Here is a 25097-nt window from a genome sequence, read left to right as displayed (position 1 = left end):
AGAGCAGAGTTCGTTCAGAACATTGCCAGCAAGGCATCAAAGGTTGTACGCGCCACAGATATCACTCGGGCATTGGCACTGTAAAGCTGTTGGAAACGAAGAATACTGGCCGCTTCTTCATCCAGATTAACGCCACTGTAGGTACTGACAGCCGCTTCCGCCTGACTTAGCAAGGCCTGCCCACCATCAGCCTCTGTTTTAATCCGTGCCGTTTGCACGGCGATATCACCCACAAACCCTGAATAGGCAGTCATCAATGTGCTCTGGCCATTATTGAGCAATCCTTTGGACTGAATGGCCAACAGCTCAAGCAGGTTACTGTTATCCCCAACTCCACCGGCAGGCGCTGAAAATGCCAAAGCAGCCGGATCTGTCAGGGAAGTCTGGATCTCTCTGGCACCGTAGCGCACCGGTGATAAACGATAAAGCTGGTCTGTTGCAGCCCCGTCAACACTGATTTCAACACCATCAAAAGCAATAATATCAGTGCCAGAACCAGACAAGATACCAGAAGCAACCTGAGCACCGTCGTATCTGCGCACCAGACTGTAATTACCGGAGTTATCTACCCGGAAGTCATATTCACTGGCCTGCAACTGATTGGCATTAACAATCGTTAACGCAGAAATTGCTGTCGATGATATATCCATCGCCATCACTGCCCCAACGGGTGTCTTAAGGTCATTGAATAATGCAGCACCCGAATTGCCATTCAAGTCCTCTCCGGCCTGCAATTGATCATTAATTTCACTGGAAACCAGCACTGCCAGACGCCCCAGCTCATTGCGTGCCTGAACAAGCTCTTCTGACTGATAAGTAATCAGCCCTCCTATAACGCCTCCGGGATCACCCGTAATCGGAATTTCAGAATTGTCGGTATTGAGCTGTAATTGAAATCCATTGGCGGCATCTACCTGACCATTGACGCTGAGCGCATTGAATTGATTACCCAGAATAAGAGGCTGGCCAGATTTCATATACAGACTGTATGAGCCATCTGGCTGCTCCAGTACATTAACCGATACCAGCCCGGACAAATCCCGAATGGCCTGGTCTCTCTGATCCAGTATTTCATTGGCAGGCTGGTTACCTGTGGATAAAGAACGCAGCTGATCATTGAATGCCGCAATGTTAGCCAGCAAACCATTGGCCTGATCCGCTGCCGCATTCAGTTGCTGGCCGATCATGGTCGCCTGACCTTGTAGCTGGGCATAAAGGGTGTTAAAACGTTCGGCGAGCCCAACACCCTCAGCCAGAACCACCTGTCGTGCACTTGACGCATAGGGGTCAACAGAACTGCCATTCAATGCTGAAAAAAATTGCTCAAAACCCTTCGATAACGACGTATTGTCATTGCCCAGCCATTGATCAAGATCGTTAAGGTACTGGGCATGGGTATTACTATCACTGGCAATAGACTGACTCTCCCACATCTGGGCAGTCAGAAAACTGCTGGTGATGCGGTTAACGGCACTGGCACTTACTCCTGTGCCAAGAGCGCCTGTCCCGGGGTATAACGTATAGGTAGGGCTGTATTGGACCGTCTGTCGGCTATACCCTTCAGTCTCGGCATTAGCGATATTATTACTGGCAACATTCAGTGCTTTCTGACTGGCCAGTAATCCTGAGGTGGCAATTTGAGTCAAACTCATGGTGGCTTCCGGAATTTTATCTTCTGCTCTGGGAGGCCATCGACCGTTGAAAGCGGGTTCTTGAGCCCCTTTAACTGCTCAAGACCTGCTCAAGACCTGCTGAAGGCTCTCAATCACCCAACTGCCTGATCAAGGCCTGGGCAATACCAAGCCCCCCGTTTGCACTCAAATGTTCTGCTAACTGAGAATCAAACATGGAGTGGAAGAACTGAGTGTCTTTACTCATCATGGGCAGATCACTGCCTGCCATCATGACTTCATTTGCTTTACGCATACTTTTCAGCAATTCATTGACAAACAAGGATTCAAACGCCTTGGCCGCAGACTCAATGTCCTCAACCTTTTCAGCTGGCGAATTGGCAGATATAGACATATCAAACGATGGTTTTATACCTGAGAGCATTTGAGTTCCTTCTCTGATTATTGAAAGCAGTCGGCAAGGCTTAAATCACGATCAACTCTGCTTCCAGAGCCCCCGCAGCCTTCAAGGCTTCCAGAATTGACATCAGGTCTGTTGGTGTCGCGCCAACCCCATTAATTGCCGCAACCACTTCTGATAACGACACGCCTTCTGGCACCAGGTATATCGCCGATGCCTCTTCCTCAATGGCAACATCACTGTTTAGAATGACTTCGGTGGAGCCACCATCAGCGAATGCACCGGGCTGACTCGCCGTTGCCGTCTGCCTGACACGAACCACCAGATTGCCATGACTTACAGCAGCGGGTCGGACCCGAACGTTTTCACCCATGACCACCGTTCCTGTCCGTGAGTTAAACACGATCCGGGCGGCCGGGCTGGCAGACTCCACATTGATCTGCTCAAGCATGGACATAAACGCAACGCGCTGGCTACTGTCCACAGGGGCTGAAACTTTTATCGACACGCCATTGGTCGCGGAAGCAACACCTGGTCCAAAATAATTATTGATGGCTTTGACAATACGTCGTGCCGAGGTGAATCCGGGCTCCTTCAGATTAAGCACCAGATGATTACCATAATTAAAGGGCGTCTGAACCGCTTTCTCGATTAATGCTCCGCCGGGGATACGGCCGGCATTTGTACTGTTGATTTGAACTTTGCTCCCGGCCCCAGGATTATCCGCACGCCCCGACAAACCTTCGGCAGAAACACCACCGACAATAAGGCTGCCCTGGGCAATGGCATAAATCTGGTTATCAGCGCCTTTCAGTGGGGTAAACAATAAAGTCCCCCCTCTGAGACTCTTGGCATCGCCAATGGATGAGACAGTAACATCCAGTTTCTGCCCCGGGCGGGAAAAGGCTGGCAACGTTGCGTGTACCGTCACCGCAGCTACATTTTTTGAATTAACATCGACGGTAGAGATCGTCAGTCCAAACTCCCTGAGCATATTTACCAGGGATTGTTTGGTAAACGCTGACTTATCTCCGGTGCCGTCAAGACCAACCACCAGGCCATAGCCTATCAGCTGATTACTCCGCACACCTTCAACGTCAACCATATCCAGAAGCCGACGACCATGGGCTAATGGAGAAGTTCCCACAACCGTAATGGTCAGGCATAGAAAAAAGAAGACGCTACTCAAATAGTAATGACTTTTGTTCCCTGTCATACCGTCTCCCTGAAGTGAAATCCCTTAATATGGAAACTCTTTAAAATGGAAATAATGGACTGTTCAGCATTTTTGTGAACCATCCTGGCTCATGGGCATTGGCATTATCGCCCAAAGCAACATAGTCCACCCTGGCCTCCGCTATACGTTCAGAAGAGACTTTGTTATCCGTGCTGATATCTTCCGGACGGACCAATCCACTGATTCGTATCTGCTCCCGGCCTGAGTTAATCGTCAGCCACTTATTCCCTTCGATACGCAAGGTGCCATTGTGCAGCACTTCAACCACCTTAACGGCCACACTGCCTTCCAGTCGGTTATTTCTACTGGAGCTCGTGGTGCCACCATACTCCCTTGTTGGTTGAATATCCGAGGCCAGTGACCAGCCACTGCCAAGAATGGAGGCACTGCTTCGTCCCAGCAGCGTTGGGTCAGGAATGGACACTGTCGCACTTTTATTGGTGCTGCTTCCGCCGCCCATACTGATATTGGTGGTACCTTCCAGCTCAATGGTCAGAATATCGCCAAGACGATAGGCTCTTCGGTCAGAAACCATAAGGCTGCTGTAACGGGCATTGAACAGGCTGCCAGTTGGTGGAATTTCAGATTGAGGCAACGCTTCACTGGTAGCCTTCGTATTTGCCTTTTGAATGTGTCGGCTTTCAACGGTCGTTTCCGGGCTGGCAGGTGGTTTTACAGGCTGATGCTGACAGCCAGCCAGAATCAGAGACAGTAATAGCAACCACCCTTTCATATAAAGACTCCTTCCTCTTTTTACAGCGCCTTGAAAGCCAGATCAGAGTGTCTGATTAACAAACTGCATCATTTCATCCGCTGCCGCGATAACTTTTGAGTTCATCTCATAAGCCCGTTGCACTGAAATCATATTCACCAGTTCTTCCACGGTACTGACATTGGACGTTTCCAGGGTAAATTGCTTTAACAAACCCAGGCCTTCCTGACCAGGCAACGCCTCTATGGGGTCACCGCTGGCGGTAGTCTGCTGATAAAGGTTGCCACCCTGTGCCAGCAGCCCTGCCGGATTGACAAAGTTAACCAACGTTATCTGGCCAACTTCCAGGGGATCTATCACACCCTGTTGTTTCACCATCACAATGCCGTCATCACTGATGGTGATACCGGTAGCATCGGCAGGGATGGTAATACCCGGCTCCAGGGGCAAACCATTACCATTAACGATCTGACCATCGGCATCAATCTGGAACTGCCCATTCCTTGAGTAAACAGGGGTTCCGTCTGGCTGCACAAATTGAAAAAAACCATTGCCCACAATGGCAAGATCCAGCGCCTGGCTGGTTGTCTCATAATTGCCCGGGGTAAATACTTTCTGAGTTCCGGTCATTTTGACCCCAGTGCCAACCTGCAGACCGGAAGGCAGCTCATTATCCTGATCATTCAGCGCTCCCGGCTGGCGCTGAATATGATAAAAAAGATCCTCAAATGTCGCTCTGTCCCTTTTAAACCCGACAGTATTCACATTGGCCAGGTTATTGGAAATGATCGACATCTGCTTTTCCTGGGCTGCCAGCCCGGTTTTACTGACCCATAATGATGGATTCATTTCAGATCTCCCTATCCTGTCTTTTATGTATCAGACGACTATTGATCTCTGACCAAACGGTCACCTGAGGAGGCCATATCACCGGCAGCCTTCATGATTTTCATCTGCGCTTCAAACTGGCGGCTCAATGAGAGAAACGACACCATTTCATTGAGCGCATTAACATTACTCGATTCCAGGTAGCCTGTTCTGAGGCGAACCTCTGGGTCGGCATCCAGTTCATCCCCAGCAGTGGCAACAAACAACCCATCTGCGGACTTCTGCAGTTCGCCCGGCTCCGGGTTAACCAGCTTCAGCCGCCCTACTAGAACCGGTTCATTGGCCCCTCCGGGGGGAATTATCGTTATTGTGCCGTCTATACCAATATCGATAGATTGAAATTCCGGCAACTGTATGGCACCTGCTTCACCCACCACCGCTAACCCTCCGGCAATAACCAGCTGTCCATCCGGAGTAACCTGAAGCTGCCCTGAACGGGTATAGCCCTCGGTACCAGCTGCGGTTTCGACACTTAGCCAGCCATCCCCGTTAATGGCGACATCCAGATTCCTGCCGGTAGTTTCCATAATGCCCGCATCAAAACTGCTGCCAAGGCCTCGGGCAACAGGCATTACCCGGCTACCAAGGCCATCGCCCTGAAGCTCAACAGCCAGACTGCTGACAAAGTCACGCCGGAAACCGGGTGTACTGCTATTGGCGAGATTATTGGCATGAACCTGCTGGGCCCGCATGGCCAGGTTTGCCCCGGCCGAGCTGATATAAAGCACCTTATCCATAGGTAATCAATGTGTCCGTCAGATGATATTCATCAAGGTCTGAGTCAGGTTATTGCTGGTTTCTATGGTTTTAGCATTGGCCTGATAATTACTCTGAGCCTCAATCAGTCTTACCAGCTGTGAAGAGATATCGACATTTGACTGTTCCAAAGCACCCGATTCCAGAGAGCCCATAATACCTGAGCCAGGAGTGCCAACTAATGGGTTTCCTGATGCGAAGCTGGACTGCCATAAACTGTCACCCATGGGAATAAGTCCACTGTCGTTAGGAAAGTCAGCCAATACAACCTGCCCCTGCGTCTGGGTCTGACCATTGGAGTACAACGCCTGCAAGATACCTTCCTGGGTAATCTGAATGCCGGTCAGAGAACCGGGGGGGTAGCCATTCTGTGCGACCTGATTGACAGAAAAGTCTGCACCCAGCTGGGAAAATCTTGAAATATCAATATCCATGTTCATGGCACCAGCCCCGGCAAGACGGGAGTCTCCAGCTGTAATACCCAGCGTTATCGAGCCACCAGCCGGTGTTGCCAGACTGCCATCGCTATTAAAGGTGATACTCTGGCTGAGATCAGCGGTGGAAGCATTGTCAAAGTAGAGGTCTACCTGCCAGGTATTATCCGCCGTTTTGGCAAAATAAAGACTGACGGTATGTGACGCACCAAGACTGTCATTCACATCAAACGCCATGGTTGAGTTAAACGTCCCTGGATCACTGGTATCAATCGTTCCGGCAAGCAATGATGCCCGGGCATCAAGGTTTGCTGCGCTACTCACCTGACTGGTTGCCTGGGCTGGCATGGTGCTTTGACTAATTCTTAAATCCGTCTGGGTTCCTGCCAGAATATTGCCTGAAGCATCAGCAGAATAACCTTGCAGGTTCATTCCCTGGTTATTGACCAGATAGTTATTGGCATCCAGTGAGAAATAACCCGCCCTCGAATAGGAAAGCTCACCATTGTTGCTCACCATGAAAAAGCCCTGACCGTTAATGGCCATGTCCAGGGCATTCTCAGTATAGGTAATACTTCCCTGGGCAAACTGTTGACTGATGTCTGCCACCTGAACACCCGCAACCTGACTGTTGCCACCGGCTACCGAAGAAGCATAAACATCAGCGAACTCTGCCCTGGAGCTTTTAAATCCTACAGTATTGGTATTGGCAATATTATTACTGACAACCTGAAGATCCTGCTGGGCAGCATTGAGTCCACTGAGCCCTATTTTAAAAGACATGTTTATCCTCCCTGATCGTTGTTTCCATAAATGGTTTCAACATCTCCATTGCTGAGTAGCGCTATTTATTCCGAGATGGCCTGAACCGATGACAGTGGATAGGTACCAAGGTTAGCCAGTTTCAAATAGGTTCCTGCGCCAGTGGCTTCAACACCGGATACGCGCCCACCAAGCGTAACGCCTGCTGCATAAGCCTCGTCACCACTGACCGCCGTGGCGGTTATGGTGTATTGTCCCGGGCTGATATCATCAAGGGTAAAGCTGACTTTCCCACTGCCATGGGATCCCAAAGACTGTGAGGCAACCTGTACACCATTGATATCATAGGCCCGGATCAATACATCATTGGCCGCTACCGGTATTTGCGCTTCACCCGTTACACTACCTGATTGGTCAAGCTCAACTCGATTGGTATTGACTTTTATATCTTTACCCACCAGCTGTGAGGCCCCTAACATTTGTGACTGCTGGAGTGAGCTGATAAGCCCATCAATACGATCATCAATGGAGTTGAGGCTCTCTACCGACGATATCTGGGAAAGCTGTGTCAGCATCTGGTTGGTGTCCAGGGGCGCTAAAGGATCCTGGTTATTCAGCTGGGCTACAAAGAGCTCGATGAACTGATTCTGATCCACCTGCAGGGAGCTTGAAGACGGTTGAACTGACGAACCTGGAGCATTATTTACCGGACTGATCCCTGTCACATAGCACCTTTAACACTTATCCATGGGTTATCTGAATCATTCATTACTCAGCCAGTGACAACAGCTTTTGCTGTAACTTTCTGGCGCTGACCATCACTTCCATACTGCTCTGATAACTGCGTGTAGCAGATAACATATCTGCCATCTCCTGAATGACATTAATGTCCGGGTAATACACATAGCCAGACTCATCCGCCAAGGGACTGCCCGGCTCATAACGGCGATTCTTATCACTGGGGGGCATTCTGAACACTTCGTCTACGGTGACCTGGGCAGACTGCCCACCATTCTGAAGCTGGTCATACACCGTAGAAAAAACAGGCCGCAATGGCCGGTATGCAGCTTCCGGAGAGCTGCCGGCACTGGACATATTGGCCAGGTTACTGGCGATACTGTTCAACCTGACCGTTTGCGCATTAAGCGCTGAACCGGAAATTGCGTAGAGGTTATTCAGTGACATGCTACATACCTCCCCTGATCGCCAACTCAAGTCCGCTCAGTTTTTTTCTGACAAATGTCAGGCTGGTTTGAAAATCCAGGGAGTTACGGGCAAACGATGACTGCTCGACCCCAAGCTCAACGGTATTGCCGTCACTGCTTTGTTGGTGGGGAATTCTATACATCAACGACTGGGTATCCGCCGTCAGGTTTAAGGCCTGCTGAGCTGCTTCCGCACCTTCTGGCTGATGCAATTGATGATTCAACACAGCAGAAAATTCGATATCCCGAGCCTTGAACCCCGGCGTATCAACATTGGCAAGATTACCGGCCAGAACTTCAGCCCTTACCCCCCGGAATGCCAGTGCCTGTGGATGTACGCCTAACACTTTTTCGAAACTGATAGCCATATTAAGCCTGCCCTATAAATAATTTTTCCGTATGCCATGCAGTAGAGCAAAACCAAAAAAATTCTACGAATGTACAAAACATATCAGGTTATCTGTAAACCATGGCGATACTTTATCAATTAAGGCATACCACTGTTATTGGCGGGACAAGATGCTCTCTTTCCCATTTACATGTGCAATAAATTCAGTCGAGAGAAACAACTTTTTTTCTTTCGGGCAGCCTTTCAATATGAACTTTCTGGACGTATCAATTACAGCCAGATCATTCAGAGTATTTCTGCCCAACAATATACTCTGGGGAAAGTTGGATCGTGAAGTAAGGCTGAACTCGGTGGTCGTTTTTATACTCCCAAATTTAATAGTAGTTTCGATTACTGGCCGTTTTTGTGGTTTACCGTTATGGGTTAATACATGGATATAACGCTTAACAGGTTTGAGCAAGGTAACTTTTCGCCCTTGGCCATCACGGCCTATCAAGGCTAAGTTACCGTTAATGGTTGGAAGCACCAATGTTCAGTAATTCTGCTGATCAACCGGCCAACAGTTAATTTTTTTGCTGCCGTCAGTTCTCGCCTCCAGGCCAGATAATGGGGAAGGTAACGAGTTGCAACCCCTTGGAATACGCCGCCAATCCAGCGTTTTAAATGACTGTGATAAGAATTTACAGTCTGGATGTGGTAGATGCCTTCAACAACATGTTGACCTGCTGATGTCACCAGCTCCTTGAAGACAAATCCAAGCTTGTCAGCAAGTTTTTCGTGAGCGAGGTGTGCATCCGCACAGACCGTGGCCTGTATCGATATGCGGCCATTTAAATGCCTGCACAATTCATTAGCACTTTCGTTTTCTAATACACCGTCAACGGTATTTCGATTACGGTCCCGAGCCACCATTACCGGGACTTTTCGGGCTTTGTTGGGATCATTACCCCGCTTTCGGGTTGGCCGTGGAAGGCCTTCTCTTTGCCCTTTGAAGGATTCACGGAAAAATGTTTCATCAAGCTCAGTAATGCCACAAAGCTCTTCTGCTTGATCATTATTAATCACTTCAAGAAAGCGGTGACGCCAGCGGAACGCAGTTTTCAAGTCAATGGCATTCTCAGCAGCAGCTGGTCGCAAGACCATAGAGTGAGTCATACCTGCGAGGTACTTGTTCCATTTTTCAGGGTGCCTGAGCCTTGCCAAAGGCGTTCCACTAAAGGCGTTAAACGTTGAGTCGCAAGTCTTGCAGTGGTAGCGCTGTCGGCCATTTCGTATGCCCCAGCGACCAACGCTATGGCTTTTGCATTTGGGGCACCTGGGGTTTTCGGCAAATTGGGCAAGTATGCTCTTTTCTACGTCAGGTGTTGCATTATCGTTATTGGGTATAGATTCACTGTAAACAGGTTCAGAGTCAGTGGTTTCTACTACCTCGGTAACCTCTATTTGAGTACTAAGGAGCGAGTTGTTAAGAATGTCTCGCTGTTCACTGGTTAATGTTGAAATGGAATCAATAAAATTCTGGAAGAGTTCAGATTGCATATCACTCCCCTACAACGTAGATTTTATGGGAGTTTAGCTGATTCAACCATTAACGGTAACTTAGCCGCCTATCAAGATCTTGAACCTTACCCAGTACCGGTTATTACCAATAGTTTCGTGAGTAATATCGATAACGTCCATCGAAGAGGTAGTTGCGCCAGAGTCAATCAGTGCCAGCAGGTTGGTATCGAACTGATGATCAATGCGAGTGACTGTTTCCAAATATCTGAACAGAAGCAGGTTGCCAACGGAATACCCTCCTGATGTATTGGCAGCAGAGGAGGTGGACATCGGTAGGGAGAATATTATTACTACAAATAATAGAAATCCTGCGACATACTACTCCCCCTTAGGAGAATACAACATATCTTCCTCCATGAAGGCAAACTTCTTAATCTCTCCTTAACTATAAGTATGTGGAATTAAACCGCTGAAAATATCCAATCAGCAGTAGGTAAATGGCGACATCCCAAAAAAAGATGTAACTATTCAGCACTGAGCAAAGGCATATTACAGTAATTCCGAACAGCTCTATGAAGTGATTGATATATGTCCATTCCCTGTTTTCTGGCAGACGACAAATAGCTGCGAATCCGTGCAAACATAGAACCACCGTCTGCACTCCTGAAGCAGCCTGAGATTTTCTGCTTTAACTTGGCCATTCGAACATCCCGCTCACTGCCATTGTTATCGAAGGGAATGGTAAAATCTGACATGAAGCGCAGTGTCTCAGCCTTGAACTCAGTGAGTCGTTTGAAGAGATTGTAAGTTTAGTATTCTTGACTTTCTTGCGCTTAAGCTCCTCTCGTTGCTTCTCCATATAGACGACTTCTTTCATTAGAGCCCGCTGAAGCAACCGGTCATAAATCTTCTCGATTCGTTCACAGACAACACTTGGCATCTGTAGCATACCTATGGTCTTAAAGCCCTTGCAGTAATGCCAGGAAAGCCTCAGTAGCTTCATCAATCGCAACGCCAGTTGATTGCTGTCCCTATCAACAACACCCAAAAGCTCCCTCAGGTGATGGGCATTGCAAAGTACGTGAGTTGCCGCATATGCAAAATAGGATTTCCAATGATCATGAACCAGAACGCCTGCAAATGTTAGCAGTATGCCCATCGTGTCCATGGCCTCACGACCTCGCTTTTCAGACAAGTAGTAGAGCGTCCATTGTTCATCCCGCATAACGTGTAGCCAGTGCAAAGAGCCCTCGGCCCGCATACCCGTTTCATCGGCTCCGGCAACAGACGATTCCCGCAAGGCGTCACGAATAACCTCTTCAGTAGAAGCCAGATTTTCATAGGTTCTGGCCACAAAATTGGCGACAGTGCCTGCACTTACACTCATTTTATAGAGAGTATTAAAATACTCTGACACGCGCTTAAAAGGCAGGAAATGGTATTGGTTAAGATAGACGGCCATAGCCTGTGTGGCTGAGCCATATTGTGCGGCAGCGGTAACACCTTCCGGGAATTCAGCCTGATTCCGACAACCACAAGTGCAGATTTTTACTTCAGCTCTATGGGCCGTTACTTCAAATTCACCCGGTCTCCCTGGTTCAAACACCTGTCGTTCAATATATTTGACCGGCTCACTATCAAGAAGAGACGCCTGACATTTATTGCATTCTTTAACCGGAAGGTACTCAATATAGTCAGGGATATCGACCTGTTTAAGACAAGTGCCCTGATGCCCTTTCTTTCCACCGGCTTTATTACCAGAAGACTGTCTCAGACTTTTAGGATTGGGTTTTTCATCCGATGGATCGGTACCTTTATCTGCGGAAAGGTCGTCAGAATGATCTGGAGAATTACTGTTTTTACAAGGTTTTTGATAACCATCAGACGATGGCGGCTTGCTGCTGTTTTGACTGTTCTTGCCAACCTTTTCTTCCAATTCTCGACATCGCTCTTCCAGACAGGCAACTCTCATCCGCAGCTCTGCATTCTCTTTCAAGAGAATCTCAGCCGACATAGTTGCGGGTAGTTCTGGAATCATGCTGGCGAATATTGTGGAAAAATGGTGCTTAAGAGGATGGTATAAAAATCAGAAAATTCCAGATTTATGTGGGGGTGCTGAACAGTTACTAAAGATATTAGATCCAATAACCGTAGCCACTGTCATATCGTGCAGTCCTTTCCGGGCACTGACCACCACTGCCGCCAGTTCAGGAAGGCTGGTGCCAAAAGCTACCAGCGTCAAGCCAATAATCAGCTCATTGACTCCCATCGCCAAGGCAATACCTTTAGCGCCCCAGACCAGGAGCTGAGAACCCAGCACAAGCAGCAACAGCATAATCAAAGACTCTGCAAAGGCCCGGGGAGTACTGATCGGTAGCACGGGGATATCCTGCTCGGCTTCCTGTCCGGTTGAAGACTTCAGCAAATAGCAGCTGTAGGTAAAAAATGCAGCGGAAAAAATAATCCCATCCAACAGGCTTAATCTACCGTCCATTAACATCACAGCAGCAGCTACGGTCGTAATCAGCAGGATAGAGAGTTCGCGATAGACAATACGTGCCTTAACGACCAGAGGAGCAATCAGTCCACCTATCGCCAGAATCAGGCCGATGTTGACGATATTTGAGCCAACCACATTGCCAATGGCGATCCCGCCGGAGCCATTAAATGCCGCAACGGAAGAGACCATTAACTCAGGAGCAGAAGTACCAAAAGCAACCACGGTAACACCAATGGTCAACAGAGGCATGCCCAGACGAAATGCCAGGGTAGATGCCACTTCAACGAGACGATTTGCACTCCAGCAAAGCAAAGCAAAACCGACAGCAACTGCCAGAATAAATTGGAGAATGGAAATCATGAGCAGGAATCACTGAGGGCATGGCAATCAGATAACAGACACCAGGCCCTCTTGCTGGTATCCATCATCTGAGTCTGGCCAAATGTTGCTCGTTAGCAAACATCGTATACACCATGACCAAAAGGTCAATGCATGTTGATGTATACACCGGTCAGCCGAAAATGGCCGGGGCAGGCTACTCCCTCAATATCAGGCCGATTATAGCGATTACAGAGAGGGAGGGAAGTCGTTTTAATGCGCTATGAGTAAGTACTTTTCTTATAAAAAATACCGACTCAGCACAGATTATCTATCTCAAGACCGCTTATTCACAGAAAGCAGACGAACCTTCTTGATAATGACCAGATCCCGCATAGGGATAAAGTCATTGCTCCTGGTATACAGCTTGATTTCTGCATCGACTGCTTCGCGGAGTTTTACTCGACCTGCCGCCTGCTCCTGAAGGTTAATCCGGATAGCGCCAGGCTTGATTTTTTCAAGATAGCGATCCATGGACGTAAAAAATCGCAGTGCTACAGGAATAATATATGCCGGCAGCAACTTTGCTTCTGCCATCTCTTTGTGAATACCGATCTTGAGGGGCCGGGGATCTGAAACATTGAACGCGCCGGGCCAGATAATTCGTACCAGGCGCAGCGCCTCCGAATTCATTACGTCACTATCAGGCCGACTGTGCAGCCTCTCAAGAATTTTCCTGGCCTCTTCCGGAAGCGATTGACTCATGGCGGAGCCATCCTGTTCAGTTGCCAGCTGCATTTCCTGTTCATGGTTGCTCTGGTCAGAAATATTACTGTTTTCTGCTGTCATCGACTGCCTTGCCCGCATAACTCCGGGCATCTCGGAAAAGTAATAAAGCAGTGTCACCACTAGCCTGAGACGCCCCTGAAAACCAACACCCAGCAGCCTGGGAGCCTGACCGAGAATAGCGCCCGTAGCGAGGATGGCAGAAAATTGAGGATAAAAAGTCGGAAATTTTTAGTGAATAGTGGTTCTATTTGCTAAAAATTTCCGACTTGTTAGACCAATTTGCTGCCACCGCAGTAGGGCAGTCTATTCTCGGTCAGGCTCCTGGGCTAAAGGGAACACTATAATGACGGATTCAGCACCGCCATAAAAGTGTAATTTGTCAGCAAACTGTATCAGGCATCCGGCTGGTATTGAAGATCCGGGAGGCTCGGGTGCTGTTGCCGAGCTGTTGTCGATAGGTGTGGACGGTTGTGATATTTGATGGTTGCGGCACTGAAACCGGCGGATGTTAATCGTTTCAGGGCACGCGCGACAGCCGCTTAATTGACTTTTCCCTTCCTGTTTCTGCGCATACGATATAGCCTTCCAAGTTTCAGATGTAATTGAATTGCCGATGGTTTCCATAAAAGACGTAGCTAGTTCTCGTCCAAAAACGCATCAGGCAATCATAATTAGATTGTACGTGCGTTTTGATATTTCCTGAAATTCCAGAGAGCCGCAAAAACTCTTCCCTTTTTTTCTCTAATCTGGGACGGATATTGGAGAAAAACGCGAAAAGCAGGCAGAAAACATCCTCCCACCATGCTGGAAAGGTACTTTCATGTAGCGTGGAGGTGGCTATCAGGATGGTGCCGGGTGTCTGGCCAGAATCACCAGGTTGTAACAGACCACCGATAACCAGCAATGAGAATCAAAACGCTCAGAACCCTTGCAGTGGCAACGTGATAGCCCAAAACATCTCTTTAGCCACGAAATTCCCGCTTCAATACCTGCCCGGAAGCGAAAGAGCGTTTTATACACATACTGACTTTTAGTCATCTCTTCGACTTCAAGTCCGCGCTTCTTATTAAAAGCTACATCGCTGATTCCCATGGCCTTGGCTTTTTCCAAATTAGCGCGACACGCGTATCCGCCGTCACCGCTTGTCTGGCGAGGTACACGACCATAAATTTCTTTTTGTCTTTCCATCATCGGAATGAATTGGTCCGAATCCGCTGGTTACCTTCCTCAATAACCAGGTCCAGGATCAATCGACTTTTTCCCTGAACCAGGTTCAGTTTATGGCCATACTGTACTTGCCGCCTGTCTTTTACGATGATATCCGTATGGGGTTCATACAGGCTAACCACTTTTTCCTGGGCTGGCACCTTTTCACCCTTAAAGACCCTGCGCTCTGTCTGGGAGACTATTGCATCCACCAGGGGTAACAGGTGATCCACATCGGCCTGCCACTTGTCGGCATCATCAGCCAGGAGACACTGCCCCTGCTGACGGGCGTTTGCTAGCGTGACAGTAGCTTCGATAAGTACCTTCCGGGATTTTCGGGTCAACTGCAGCAGTTTTTTATAATGCTGATGCCGCTCTTCTTTGCCAGCGTAGATGCATTTTCTGGCCGCATCTTTTACGGCTCGGTTGTGATGGGTATATTCATAAAGCGGTGTCGCTGTCAGTGTTTGTCCCCGTTCCAGCAGCCGACAAATTTCTTTAACGGAACTGGCTAAAAGATCACTGTCGCAAGGAGGTTTGATATCCGATTCGGTGACTGTGCTGTCAATAGCCACAGTGCGCCCTTTTTCAATACCCTGATCTTTAGCGGTCATTAGCTGACAGTTATTAATCCGTTCCCATGTAGATGCAGTAAGAAGGCTGATGAGCCCATGCAAACTGGAGCGACTGGGGCGCTGGTTTGGTTCGAGGCGACAAAAGTCTCGAAAGAGCATGGAGTCCATCAAAACAAACGACAAGTAGTCATAATCACAATTCAAATACTGTTTCAGGAGTGCCGCACGAAGAACGGATTCTGCTGATAGTCCGTTCCGCCCAGTGTTCTGTTTATCACCAGAACTTAAGTCCTCATAAATCCAGTCATTGAACTGTGGATGGGCGTCAAGCCATTGCGAGATACCGGAAAGCTGGGAGCAGATTTCATGAGGTACGTAATGGAGTTCCATACTACACTGCGGGTTGCGTTTTTTGCGCATTTGGAGTCCTCTGTTTTTGGCAATCCCTTATGTTTCTTGCTCTTGGGAAGTTTAGTCGCCAGATAGCAGTAGGGCTCCACTTAATTTTTCAGGATAAAATCTACAGTTTTCAATTGGTTGTGTTTTTGGACGAGAACTAGCTAAAGAGGCCGATGTTTCAACGGCAACGGTTTCCCGGGTCGTGAACCGTTCTGCCAAAACCAGCGAAGAAGTCGTGCAGCGTGTCTGGCAGGCTATTCGCAAGTTAGGGTATCGTCCGGTGATTGGCAGACAGTCAGCAACCACAATTGGTGCTGTTGTCTCGGACGTTTCAGAGCCTTTTTTCGGACAAATGCTAAAAGGCATTGATCAGATAGCCAGAGTCCATGATAAACAACTGTTGATCCATAATGGTCATTACAGTGAGCAGTCAGAGTACCAGGCCATTGAAAGGCTGATAGGCCGTTGTGAATGCGCCATTGTCCACAGTAAATGGCTTTCCGATGATGTTCTGGTGGATTTTGCCAGCCGGATTCCGGGATTTGTTCTGATTAACCGTTACATTGAGTCCATAGCCCACCGTTGCATTGCCCTTGATAATGTTCACGGTGGTTACCTTGCTTCCCGCTACCTTGTACAAAAAGGCCATCGACATATTGCCTATTTATGCTCGGAGCAATTCATTGATGATTCACACAATCGACTCCAGGGGCATCGGATGGCCCTGGCGGAAGCCAATATTGATTTGGATCATCGCTATATCGTTGCCTGTCCACCTTCTGAAGACGGAGGCCGACTGGGTGTCTACGATCTGCTGGCAAACGGTTTGCCACTAACAGCAATTGTGACCTACAACGATGTAATGGCAGCAGGCGTACTGTTCGGTCTCCAGGAAAATGGGCTGACATGCCCGCAGGATGTTTCTGTGGTTGGCTACGACGATCTGGTTATTGCCCGTTACCTGCATCCAAAACTGTCGACGGTGCGCTATCCCATTTCCGTGATGGCGCAGCAGGCAACAAGGCTGGCTATCAGCCTGAGCCGGGGCAGCGGGGAAAATATTGCGGGGCAAGTCATGATGCCAACGTTTGTGGAGCGCAGCAGTGTTCTGGATCGTTCAATTTGAAAAAATAGCCAATAGTGATTTTTACTGAGTCGTGTAACTGTTACATGGGTGTTGAGCTGGATCAATATTTGTAAGCCTGTTCACCGTTATCATGGGCTAAGTTACCGTTAATGGTTGAATCAGCTAAACTCCCATAAAATCTACGTTGTAGGGGAGTGATATGCAATCTGAACTCTTCCAGAATTTTATTGATTCCATTTCAACATTAACCAGTGAACAGCGAGACATTCTTAACAACTCGCTCCTTAGTACTCAAATAGAGGTTACCGAGGTAGTAGAAACCACTGACTCTGAACCTGTTTACAGTGAATCTATACCCAATAACGATAATGCAACACCTGACGTAGAAAAGAGCATACTTGCCCAATTTGCCGAAAACCCCAGGTGCCCCAAATGCAAAAGCCATAGCGTTGGTCGCTGGGGCATACGAAATGGCCGACAGCGCTACCACTGCAAGACTTGCGACTCAACGTTTAACGCCTTTAGTGGAACGCCTTTGGCAAGGCTCAGGCACCCTGAAAAATGGAACAAGTACCTCGCAGGTATGACTCACTCTATGGTCTTGCGACCAGCTGCTGCTGAGAATGCCATTGACTTGAAAACTGCGTTCCGCTGGCGTCACCGCTTTCTTGAAGTGATTAATAATGATCAAGCAGAAGAGCTTTGTGGCATTACTGAGCTTGATGAAACATTTTTCCGTGAATCCTTCAAAGGGCAAAGAGAAGGCCTTCCACGGCCAACCCGAAAGCGGGGTAATGATCCCAACAAAGCCCGAAAAGTCCCGGTAATGGTGGCTCGGGACCGTAATCGAAATACCGTTGACGGTGTATTAGAAAACGAAAGTGCTAATGAATTGTGCAGGCATTTAAATGGCCGCATATCGATACAGGCCACGGTCTGTGCGGATGCACACCTCGCTCACGAAAAACTTGCTGACAAGCTTGGATTTGTCTTCAAGGAGCTGGTGACATCAGCAGGTCAACATGTTGTTGAAGGCATCTACCACATCCAGACTGTAAATTCTTATCACAGTCATTTAAAACGCTGGATTGGCGGCGTATTCCAAGGGGTTGCAACTCGTTACCTTCCCCATTATCTGGCCTGGAGGCGAGAACTGACGGCAGCAAAAAAATTAACTGTTGGCCGGTTGATCAGCAGAATTACTGAACATTGGTGCTTCCAACCATTAACGGTAACTTAGCCGTTATCATGCTTCTGTTGAAATTTGAAAATTCTGGAAAACTCTCGTCCGTGTTTTCTCCAACGATGAAATGTTCTGTAACTCCGGAAAAAAGACAGTAGTAACAGGTAATTGATGAACAATTCCATGCAACGTGACTGGGAAAGCCCGCAAATCAACTCACGAAACCGGTTGCCAGCGCACACGCCCATGAGCAGCTGGCGCAGTGAAACAGATGCACGATATGAGACGTTGAGCTCATCGGTGTTGAGTCTGGACGGCGACTGGGCATTTGCGCTCTATGATAGGCCGGAACTGGTGCCTGAAACGTTTGCACGGGATGGCTCCGATCCGGCACAAACCATCCCGGTTCCCGCTAACTGGCAATTGCATGGCCATGACCGGCCGATTTATACCAACGTTAAATATCCATTTGTCTGCAATCCCCCTTATGTCCCGGCGGAAAACCCTACCGGCTGTTACTCAACTGTGTTTACCCTGCCGTCCGAATGGTCAGACGACAGTCAGACACGGGTGATTTTTGATGGCGTCAACAGTGCTTTTTATCTTTGGTGTAATGGTCAACCCGCAGGTTATTCGCAGGACAGCCGACTGGCTGCCGAGTTTGACCTGACCCCTTACCTGCACACTGGCAACAATAAACTGTGTGTTATGGTGTTGCGCTGGTCCGATGGCAGTTACATGGAGGATCAGGATATGTGGTGGCTGAGCGGTATCTATCGCTCCGTACGTCTCCTGAATAAGCCTGCACACCGGTTGAGTGACGTCCGCATTACTCCGGGGCTGGATGATCGTTATGAGCATGGCACTCTGAGCATCGTGGTTGATACCGAAAATGCTGCGGGGTTGAAGATTCGTAGCACTCTGTACTCTGGCGACGACGTGGTAGCCAGCACCACATCTGCCATTGGCACAGCACCGATGGATGAGCGCGGTGGATACGATAATCGTACGTTCATCAATATGACGGTCAGCAATCCAGCTAAATGGAGTGCTGAAGCGCCAAACCTTTATCGTTTGACGGTCATGCTGTTCGATTCGCAGACCGGTATGGATCTTGAAAGTGAAGCATACGACGTTGGTTTCCGTAAGGTAGAAATCAGGGATGGTCAGCTGCAGTTGAACGGCAAGCCGCTGATGATTCGGGGTGTTAACAAGCATGAGCACAACCCGACAACCGGGCACTTTGAAACCGCAGAGGATCTTCGTCAACATCTGATACTGATGAAGCAGCACAACTTCAATGCGGTGCGCTGCTCACACTACCCGCATCAACCTGCGTTCTATCAGCTTTGTGATCGCCTGGGGCTGTACGTGGTGGATGAGGCCAATATCGAAACCCATGGCATGATCCCGATGCGCAAGCTGGCAGATGACCCGTTGTGGGCCAACGCTTTCCTTGAACGTATGATGCGCATGGTGAGCCGGGACTTTAACCACCCGTCCATCATCATTTGGTCCCTTGGCAATGAATCTGGCCACGGAGCGGCCCACGACGCCATGTACCAGTGGACCAAACGGACAGACCCATCCCGTCCGGTGCAGTATGAAGGTGGCTGCTCCGACACACCGGCAACGGATATTATCTGCCCGATGTACGGACGAACCCATCAGGATCAGCCACAGCAGTTCCTGGGTAAGAATAAGTGGGCACTGACCAAATGGATCGGTATGCCCAACGAAACCCGTCCGATTATTCTCTGCGAGTATGCCCACGCTATGGGCAATAGCCTGGGTGGCTTTGGGGAGTACTGGGATGCATTCAGAACCCACCCCCGTTTGCAGGGCGGTTTTATCTGGGATTGGGTAGATCAGGGACTGGATAAATTTGACGACAACGGTCAACACTTCTGGGCATATGGTGGCGACTTTGGGGATGTCATCAATGACCGTCAGTTCTGCATTAATGGCCTGGTTTTTCCGGACAAAACCCCACACCCGGCACTGTTTGAAGCAAAACGGGTACAGCAACCGTTCACCTTTGAGCTAGTGTCGACTCAGCCATTAGCCATCAAAGTGACCAGTGAAGCCTGTTTTACCTCGACCGATAACCATCAGTTGCTGTGGCAGGTAATGGGTGATGACAGGGTTCTGACTGGCGGAGAAATCACCCTGGCCATTGCACCGGGCGCGACCGACCTGCTGACCCTGTCTGAACAGTTGCTGGTCATGTCCGGTAAACAACCCCGACTGAACCTGGCCATTATCCAGCCGAAAGCGACCAACTGGTCTGAAGCTGGTCATGAGGTCGCACGCTATCAATTCATGCTGAAACCTTCTCTTTCTGCTCAAACGGCTGCACCTCGCCTTCAGAAAGTAGCCAGCATTATCGAGTCAGACAGGCACTTCTCAGTCTCGGCTGGCAGTAATCGCTGGAGTATTGACCGACGCAGCGGACAACTGGTGAGCTGGCTGAAAGCTGGTAATGAGCAACTGCTGGCACCGCTGACGGATAACTTTTTCCGAGCGCCACTGGATAACGATATTGGTGTCAGTGAAGTGGACCGTCCGGATCCAAACGCCTGGATGCCCCGCTGGGAAAAAGCTGGCCTCTCGAACCTGCAACATCGCTGTCTTTTAGTTGAATGTGACACAGAGCAGGGCATGATAGTGGCACACCAGGGTTACGCCCATCCGGAACGCCCTGAGCAGACAGTGATTCGCAGTATCTGGACGTACCGCTTCAGCGCCGCTGGCGAGTTGAATATTGCCGTTGAGGTGATGATTGATGGCGACATGCCGCCAATGCCTCGCATCGGTGCATGCCTGCAACTGCAGGAACAACCGGAGGTGGTCAGCTGGTTTGGCCGTGGCCCTCACGAAAACTATCCGGATCGCTGTCGCAGTGCGGATATTGGTCGATGGTCGTTAAATATGGAAAATATGCACACGCCGTATATCTTCCCAAGTGAAAATGGTCTGCGCTGTGATACACGGCATCTGAATATTGGTTCAGCCAATATTTCCGGACAGTTTCACTTCAGTGTCAGTCGCTACGGTCAGCAAGCCCTGGCCAAAGCAACCCATACCAACGAGCTGGAAACCGGTGAGGGTGTTTACGTCTATCTGGATGGCTTTCATATGGGTATTGGTGGCGACGATTCCTGGACTCCGAGTGTGCGGCCGGAATATCTGCTAGCCAATGGTGAATACCGTTGGCAGTTTGCCCTGTCTTAATCATTTGTTTGTCATTGATGTCGGCTGGGTGCTACCCGGCCGTCCGGTTTTATCATAACAACTAGTAGAAGTAGCCGATATGAATGCACAAACCGATAGTCAGCACATTACGCTGAAGACCAAAGCGTCCTATGGACTTGGAGCCTTGGGCAAAGACTTTGCCTGCTCGATCATTTACATCTTTTTGATGTATTACTATACCGACGTTGTCGGTCTGTCTGCGGCTTTTGTCGGTGGGCTGTTCCTGGTGGCCAGAATTATCGATGCGTTCACTGATCCGATGATGGGGATGATTGTCGATAATACCCGCTCCCGGTTCGGTAAGTTCCGCCCATGGATACTGATCGGTACAGCGGCGAATTCAGTTGTTCTGCTGATGGTATTCAGTGCCCACAACTTTGCCGGTATGGCCGCTTACGTTTACGCTGCAATCACCTATATTCTCTGGGGGGTAACGTACACCATCATGGATATTCCCTACTGGTCCATGATTCCGTCACTTTCCTCGAAGCGTGAGGAGCGTGAACACCTTGTGGTCTGGCCTCGTATTTTTGCCAGCATTGCGTGGACGGTCATGGGAACCTATGGTCTCCATGCCATTGGCCTGTTGGGCGATGGAAATAACGGCAGCGGTTTCTTCTACCTGTGTATCGGTATCATTATCTCCTTTATTGCCAGCGCCCTGATTACCTTCTTCCAGGTCAGGGAAAAGGTGGAAACAAAAATTTCTGGCGAAAAATTCGGTGTTGCAGACGTCAGGAGCATTATTGGTAACAACGATCAACTCAAATCCCTGATTGGTTTTGTCTTGTCGTTTAATATTGCCATTCAGCTGATTGGCGGTTTTGCCATTTATTACTTTACCTACGCCATCGGTAAGGCCGAACTGTTCCCGATGTTTTCCCTGGTGGCTGGTATTGCCGAGTTCTCCGGTATCTTCCTGTTCCCGTGGATTGCCAAAGTCGTTGACCGTCGTTTTATGTGGCCACTGGCTTGCGGATTCCCGATTATATGCAGCCTCGTATTGTTCGGCTCCAGTGTTATTGCACCTGAAAGCACTGTGCTGGTCGGTATGGCCGGTGCTGCCCTGAAGTTTGGTAACGGCCTGTTTAATGGTCTGTCCACGGTAATGCTGGCAGACGTGGTGGATTATGGGGAGAAGAAAACCGGCCTGCGCAGTGAAAGCATTATTTTCTCCGTCCAGACCATGCTGGTGAAAGGTGCCGGTGCCATGGCCGGGTTTCTGATTGGCTTTGGCCTGACACTGATTGGTTATGTACCTAACGAGGTGCAGTCACCGGACACCATTACCGGCCTGAAGGTGCTGATGATCCTGATTCCTGCGGTATTGGTGATACTCAGTGCGGTGATCTACAAGAAAACCTATCGTTTGGACGATCGGCTCAGTCAGGAATATAGCCTTGTCCTGAACCCTGCCTGATACTCCCTGTTGCTCTATTACCACACATGCCCTGAATTCAGGGTATGTGGCTTTTATCTATATTACACTGCTCCTGAAACATAGGTTGCCATGAATAAACTACTTCATTTGCATACCGAGACCACCAGTCTGGTCATCAAAGCGGATAAGACGCTCCCTGAGATGCTTTACTGGGGTAAACGCTTACCGGAAGGAACCGATCTGGATACCTTCTTTGCCGCCAACCATCATCCGGTGCCTCAGGCCCGTATTGATACAGACACTGTCGTATCCCTTTGTCCGGAACATGCCCGCGGTCTCTTTACAGCACCGGGACTGGAAGGCTGTCGAAATGGTGATAACTGGTCGCCGGAATTCACACTGGAAGAAACCGTGCTGAATGGACAGCAGGTCTCTTTTCTGTGCCGTGACCGGCTGGCAGCACTGAAACTGGATATTCATCTATCCCTGAACCTGAAGTCCCATGTTCTGTCGACCCACCTTGAGTTGACCAACGAAGGCAACAGTAATTATCAGCTGCATAAGTTGACCAACACACTGTTATTGCCAACCATAGCCAGGGAGATTATGTACTTCCATGGTCGCTGGACCCATGAATTCCAGACTGAGCGGAAGAAACTGGATCGTAGCGGCTTTATTCTGGAGAACCGCCGTGGTCGTACATCCCATGAACACTTTCCCGGCATTATGATTGGTCAGGCAAACTTCAGTGAAACCGCTGGTAAAGTGTATGGCTTTCATCTGGCCTGGAGTGCCAATCACCGTTTCCACGCCGAGGCAATGAGCGACGGTCGTCGTTATCTTCAGGCCGGTGAACTGTTGATGCCTGGTGAAGTGGAACTGATTCCCGGCGAGTCCTATCGTACCCCGACGCTATATAGCACCTACAGTAATAAAGGACTCAATGGTATCAGTCAGAACTTCCATCGCCATGTGCGCAATGAAATTGTTCGTTTCCCGGAACCACAAAAGGTACGCCCGGTGCATCTGAATACGTGGGAAGGCATCTATTTTAACCACGATCCTGAGTACATTATGAAGATGGTGCGCTCTTCTGCTGAGATTGGTGTAGAACGCTTTATCATTGACGATGGCTGGTTCCGGAGCCGCAACGATGATAAAGCTGCTCTGGGTGACTGGTATCTGGATGAAAAAAAATACCCGAATGGCCTGCAACCCATCATTAATTGTGTCAAAGAGCACGGTATGGAGTTCGGACTCTGGTTTGAGCCGGAAATGATCAGCCCGGATTCCGATCTTTACCGCGCCCATCCTGAATGGATGCTGCACACCGAAGGCTACGAACAGGTCACCATTCGCAACCAATATGTGCTGAACCTGCAAATACCGGAAGCGTTCGATTATGTGCTGGATCGTTTGGACAACATGCTGACCGGGTACGATATCCGTTATATCAAGTGGGATATGAACCGGGAGCTGGTGCAACCAACCAACAACTGTCGTGCAGCTTTTCATGGTCATGTTGAGGCATATTACCGTCTGGTGGATGAGGTGCGCAGGCGACACCCGATGGTAGAAATTGAAACCTGCTCCGGCGGCGGAGGCCGTGTGGACTTTGAAATTCTCAAGCGCACCCAGCGATTCTGGGCCTCCGACTGTAACGATGCCCTTGAACGGCAAACCATCCAGCGCGGCGCCAGCTACTTCTTTCCACTGGAAATTACCGGTGCGCATATTGGGGCAAAACTGTGTCATACCACCGGGCGCCAGCACAATGCCGACTTCCGAGGTATAACTGCCCTATTTGGCCATATGGGGGTTGAACTGGACCCGGTAAGGGCTTGTGAAGAAGAGAAGCGCGGTTTTGCCAGGTACATTTCGCTGTACAAATCCTTACGTCAGTTGTTGTATACAGGGGATTTCTTCCGGTATGACACGGCGCACAGGGAATCCCAAGCTTGGGGCGTAGTCAGCCTTGACCAGCGGGAAGCGGTGGTGATGTTTGCCCAGATGGATATGCCGGAATATGCAATGTCAGCACCATTGCCGATTCCCGGTCTGAACCAGACAAAAGACTACAAAGTACGGGTATTGGAAAACAGTTCTTCCAATATTTATATGAAACAGTGCCCACCCTGGATGACCGAGCCTGCCATAATGAGTGCCGCCTTACTGGAGCAAGTAGGTTTGATGATGCCAGTCATGCAGCCAGAAAGTGCCCTGCTCATTCAGATTTCCCAGGTTTAGAGGTTGTCGCAAAACCCTGCGGACACTCCGGACATCTCGTTCCCACGCGGAGAGGTTGTCGCAAAACCCTCCGAACACTCCGGACATCTCGTTCCCACGCTCTGCGTGGGAACGAGGATTTTGCGACACCCTCCGGAGCGTGGGAACGAGGCGTAAGTAGCTAACCATATGAAATTTATTCTGGTTGTTTCGCTAAATACCCCAAAGAAGATAGCTGAGGCCAAGATTCAGGACATCAACCGCAAGTATTTCGCATAAAGACCCTGAAGCGTGAGGTTCTACC

General features: G+C 49.2%; 24 protein-coding genes. 5 read left to right on the top strand and 19 right to left on the bottom strand.

Features of this window, described 5'->3' with window-relative positions; all coding sequences use genetic code 11:
- Window positions 1-14: 14 nt before the first annotated feature.
- The 19 genes from flgK to MJO57_RS05220 form a co-directional block, all read right to left on the bottom strand.
- Window positions 15-1652, bottom strand: coding sequence for a flagellar hook-associated protein FlgK (flgK, locus tag MJO57_RS05310; protein ID WP_252023536.1), 1638 nt, complete (start codon window positions 1650-1652; stop codon window positions 15-17).
- Between the two features lie 109 nt (window positions 1653-1761).
- Entirely contained in the window at window positions 1762-2025 is a 264-nt protein-coding gene (locus MJO57_RS05305) for a rod-binding protein (protein ID WP_252023534.1), read from the bottom strand.
- 70 nt (window positions 2026-2095) lie between these two features.
- Window positions 2096-3247 (bottom strand): flagellar basal body P-ring protein FlgI, encoded by a 1152-nt coding sequence (locus MJO57_RS05300; protein WP_252023532.1) that lies wholly within the window; start codon window positions 3245-3247, stop codon window positions 2096-2098.
- Window positions 3248-3287: 40 nt separating this feature from the next.
- The gene (locus MJO57_RS05295) at window positions 3288-4001 is read right to left on the bottom strand and encodes a flagellar basal body L-ring protein FlgH (protein ID WP_252023530.1); all 714 of its coding nucleotides are present in this window, start codon (window positions 3999-4001) and stop codon (window positions 3288-3290) included.
- 42 nt (window positions 4002-4043) lie between these two features.
- Window positions 4044-4829 carry a flagellar basal-body rod protein FlgG gene (gene flgG, locus MJO57_RS05290; protein ID WP_101746810.1) on the bottom strand — a complete coding sequence of 262 codons (786 nt, stop codon included), beginning with the start codon at window positions 4827-4829 and terminating at the stop codon, window positions 4044-4046.
- A gap of 38 nt (window positions 4830-4867) precedes the next feature.
- Window positions 4868-5605: a flagellar basal body rod protein FlgF gene (locus MJO57_RS05285; protein ID WP_252023528.1), complete on the bottom strand. Its 738-nt coding sequence runs from the start codon at window positions 5603-5605 to the stop codon at window positions 4868-4870.
- 18 nt (window positions 5606-5623) lie between these two features.
- On the bottom strand, window positions 5624-6841 hold the full coding sequence (gene flgE, locus MJO57_RS05280; RefSeq protein WP_252023526.1) for a flagellar hook protein FlgE: 1218 nt from the start codon (window positions 6839-6841) through the stop codon (window positions 5624-5626).
- Window positions 6842-6906: 65 nt separating this feature from the next.
- Complete coding sequence (locus MJO57_RS05275; RefSeq protein WP_256493234.1) at window positions 6907-7545, bottom strand: flagellar hook assembly protein FlgD; 639 nt, start codon at window positions 7543-7545, stop codon at window positions 6907-6909.
- Between the two features lie 43 nt (window positions 7546-7588).
- The gene (gene flgC / locus MJO57_RS05270; RefSeq protein ID WP_252023522.1) at window positions 7589-8005 is read right to left on the bottom strand and encodes a flagellar basal body rod protein FlgC; all 417 of its coding nucleotides are present in this window, start codon (window positions 8003-8005) and stop codon (window positions 7589-7591) included.
- Between the two features lies 1 nt (window position 8006).
- Window positions 8007-8393: a flagellar basal body rod protein FlgB gene (flgB, locus tag MJO57_RS05265; RefSeq protein WP_252023520.1), complete on the bottom strand. Its 387-nt coding sequence runs from the start codon at window positions 8391-8393 to the stop codon at window positions 8007-8009.
- 135 nt (window positions 8394-8528) lie between these two features.
- Window positions 8529-8900 (bottom strand): RimK/LysX family protein, encoded by a 372-nt coding sequence (locus MJO57_RS05260; protein WP_252023518.1) that lies wholly within the window; start codon window positions 8898-8900, stop codon window positions 8529-8531.
- Window positions 8873-9913 carry an IS1595 family transposase gene (locus MJO57_RS05255; RefSeq protein WP_252017335.1) on the bottom strand — a complete coding sequence of 347 codons (1041 nt, stop codon included), beginning with the start codon at window positions 9911-9913 and terminating at the stop codon, window positions 8873-8875. Before MJO57_RS05255 ends, MJO57_RS05260 begins: the two co-directional genes overlap by 28 nt.
- 60 nt (window positions 9914-9973) lie before the next feature.
- Window positions 9974-10135 (bottom strand): hypothetical protein, encoded by a 162-nt coding sequence (locus MJO57_RS05250; protein WP_252023516.1) that lies wholly within the window; start codon window positions 10133-10135, stop codon window positions 9974-9976.
- A 263-nt stretch (window positions 10136-10398) separates the two neighbouring features.
- The gene (locus tag MJO57_RS05245; protein WP_252023514.1) at window positions 10399-10629 is read right to left on the bottom strand and encodes a transposase; all 231 of its coding nucleotides are present in this window, start codon (window positions 10627-10629) and stop codon (window positions 10399-10401) included.
- Entirely contained in the window at window positions 10563-11912 is a 1350-nt protein-coding gene (locus MJO57_RS05240) for an IS66 family transposase (protein WP_252023512.1), read from the bottom strand. The genes MJO57_RS05245 and MJO57_RS05240 overlap by 67 nt, the downstream gene beginning before the upstream one ends.
- Window positions 11913-11960: 48 nt before the next feature.
- Complete coding sequence (locus tag MJO57_RS05235) at window positions 11961-12734, bottom strand: calcium/sodium antiporter (protein ID WP_252023510.1); 774 nt, start codon at window positions 12732-12734, stop codon at window positions 11961-11963.
- 294 nt (window positions 12735-13028) lie between these two features.
- Complete coding sequence (locus tag MJO57_RS05230) at window positions 13029-13598, bottom strand: ProQ/FINO family protein (protein ID WP_252023508.1); 570 nt, start codon at window positions 13596-13598, stop codon at window positions 13029-13031.
- A gap of 723 nt (window positions 13599-14321) precedes the next feature.
- On the bottom strand, window positions 14322-14672 hold the full coding sequence (locus MJO57_RS05225) for a transposase (protein WP_252023506.1): 351 nt from the start codon (window positions 14670-14672) through the stop codon (window positions 14322-14324).
- A complete protein-coding gene (locus MJO57_RS05220) occupies window positions 14669-15682 on the bottom strand; it encodes an ISNCY family transposase (RefSeq protein ID WP_252023496.1) in 1014 nt (337 codons plus the stop codon). The genes MJO57_RS05225 and MJO57_RS05220 overlap by 4 nt, the downstream gene beginning before the upstream one ends.
- A 112-nt stretch (window positions 15683-15794) precedes the next feature.
- On the opposite strand from MJO57_RS05220, the gene MJO57_RS05215 reads away from it, so the two are divergent.
- The 5 genes from MJO57_RS05215 (at window position 15795) to MJO57_RS05195 (ending at window position 24814) form a co-directional block, all read left to right on the top strand.
- The gene (locus MJO57_RS05215; RefSeq protein WP_256493321.1) at window positions 15795-16787 is read left to right on the top strand and encodes a substrate-binding domain-containing protein; all 993 of its coding nucleotides are present in this window, start codon (window positions 15795-15797) and stop codon (window positions 16785-16787) included.
- A gap of 160 nt (window positions 16788-16947) precedes the next feature.
- Window positions 16948-17988: an IS1595 family transposase gene (locus MJO57_RS05210; protein WP_252017335.1), complete on the top strand. Its 1041-nt coding sequence runs from the start codon at window positions 16948-16950 to the stop codon at window positions 17986-17988.
- Between the two features lie 114 nt (window positions 17989-18102).
- Window positions 18103-21165: a beta-galactosidase gene (locus MJO57_RS05205; protein ID WP_252023492.1), complete on the top strand. Its 3063-nt coding sequence runs from the start codon at window positions 18103-18105 to the stop codon at window positions 21163-21165.
- Between the two features lie 79 nt (window positions 21166-21244).
- Complete coding sequence (gene melB / locus MJO57_RS05200; RefSeq protein WP_252023490.1) at window positions 21245-22606, top strand: melibiose:sodium transporter MelB; 1362 nt, start codon at window positions 21245-21247, stop codon at window positions 22604-22606.
- 90 nt (window positions 22607-22696) lie between these two features.
- The gene (locus MJO57_RS05195; protein ID WP_252023488.1) at window positions 22697-24814 is read left to right on the top strand and encodes an alpha-galactosidase; all 2118 of its coding nucleotides are present in this window, start codon (window positions 22697-22699) and stop codon (window positions 24812-24814) included.
- Window positions 24815-25097 lie beyond the last annotated feature (283 nt).

This window comes from Endozoicomonas sp. SCSIO W0465 (assembly GCF_023716865.1).
In the GTDB taxonomy this organism is placed as follows: domain Bacteria; phylum Pseudomonadota; class Gammaproteobacteria; order Pseudomonadales; family Endozoicomonadaceae; genus Endozoicomonas.
The sequence above is the reverse complement of the archived record's forward strand: the minus strand, read 5'-3'. Positions and strand labels throughout refer to the sequence as shown.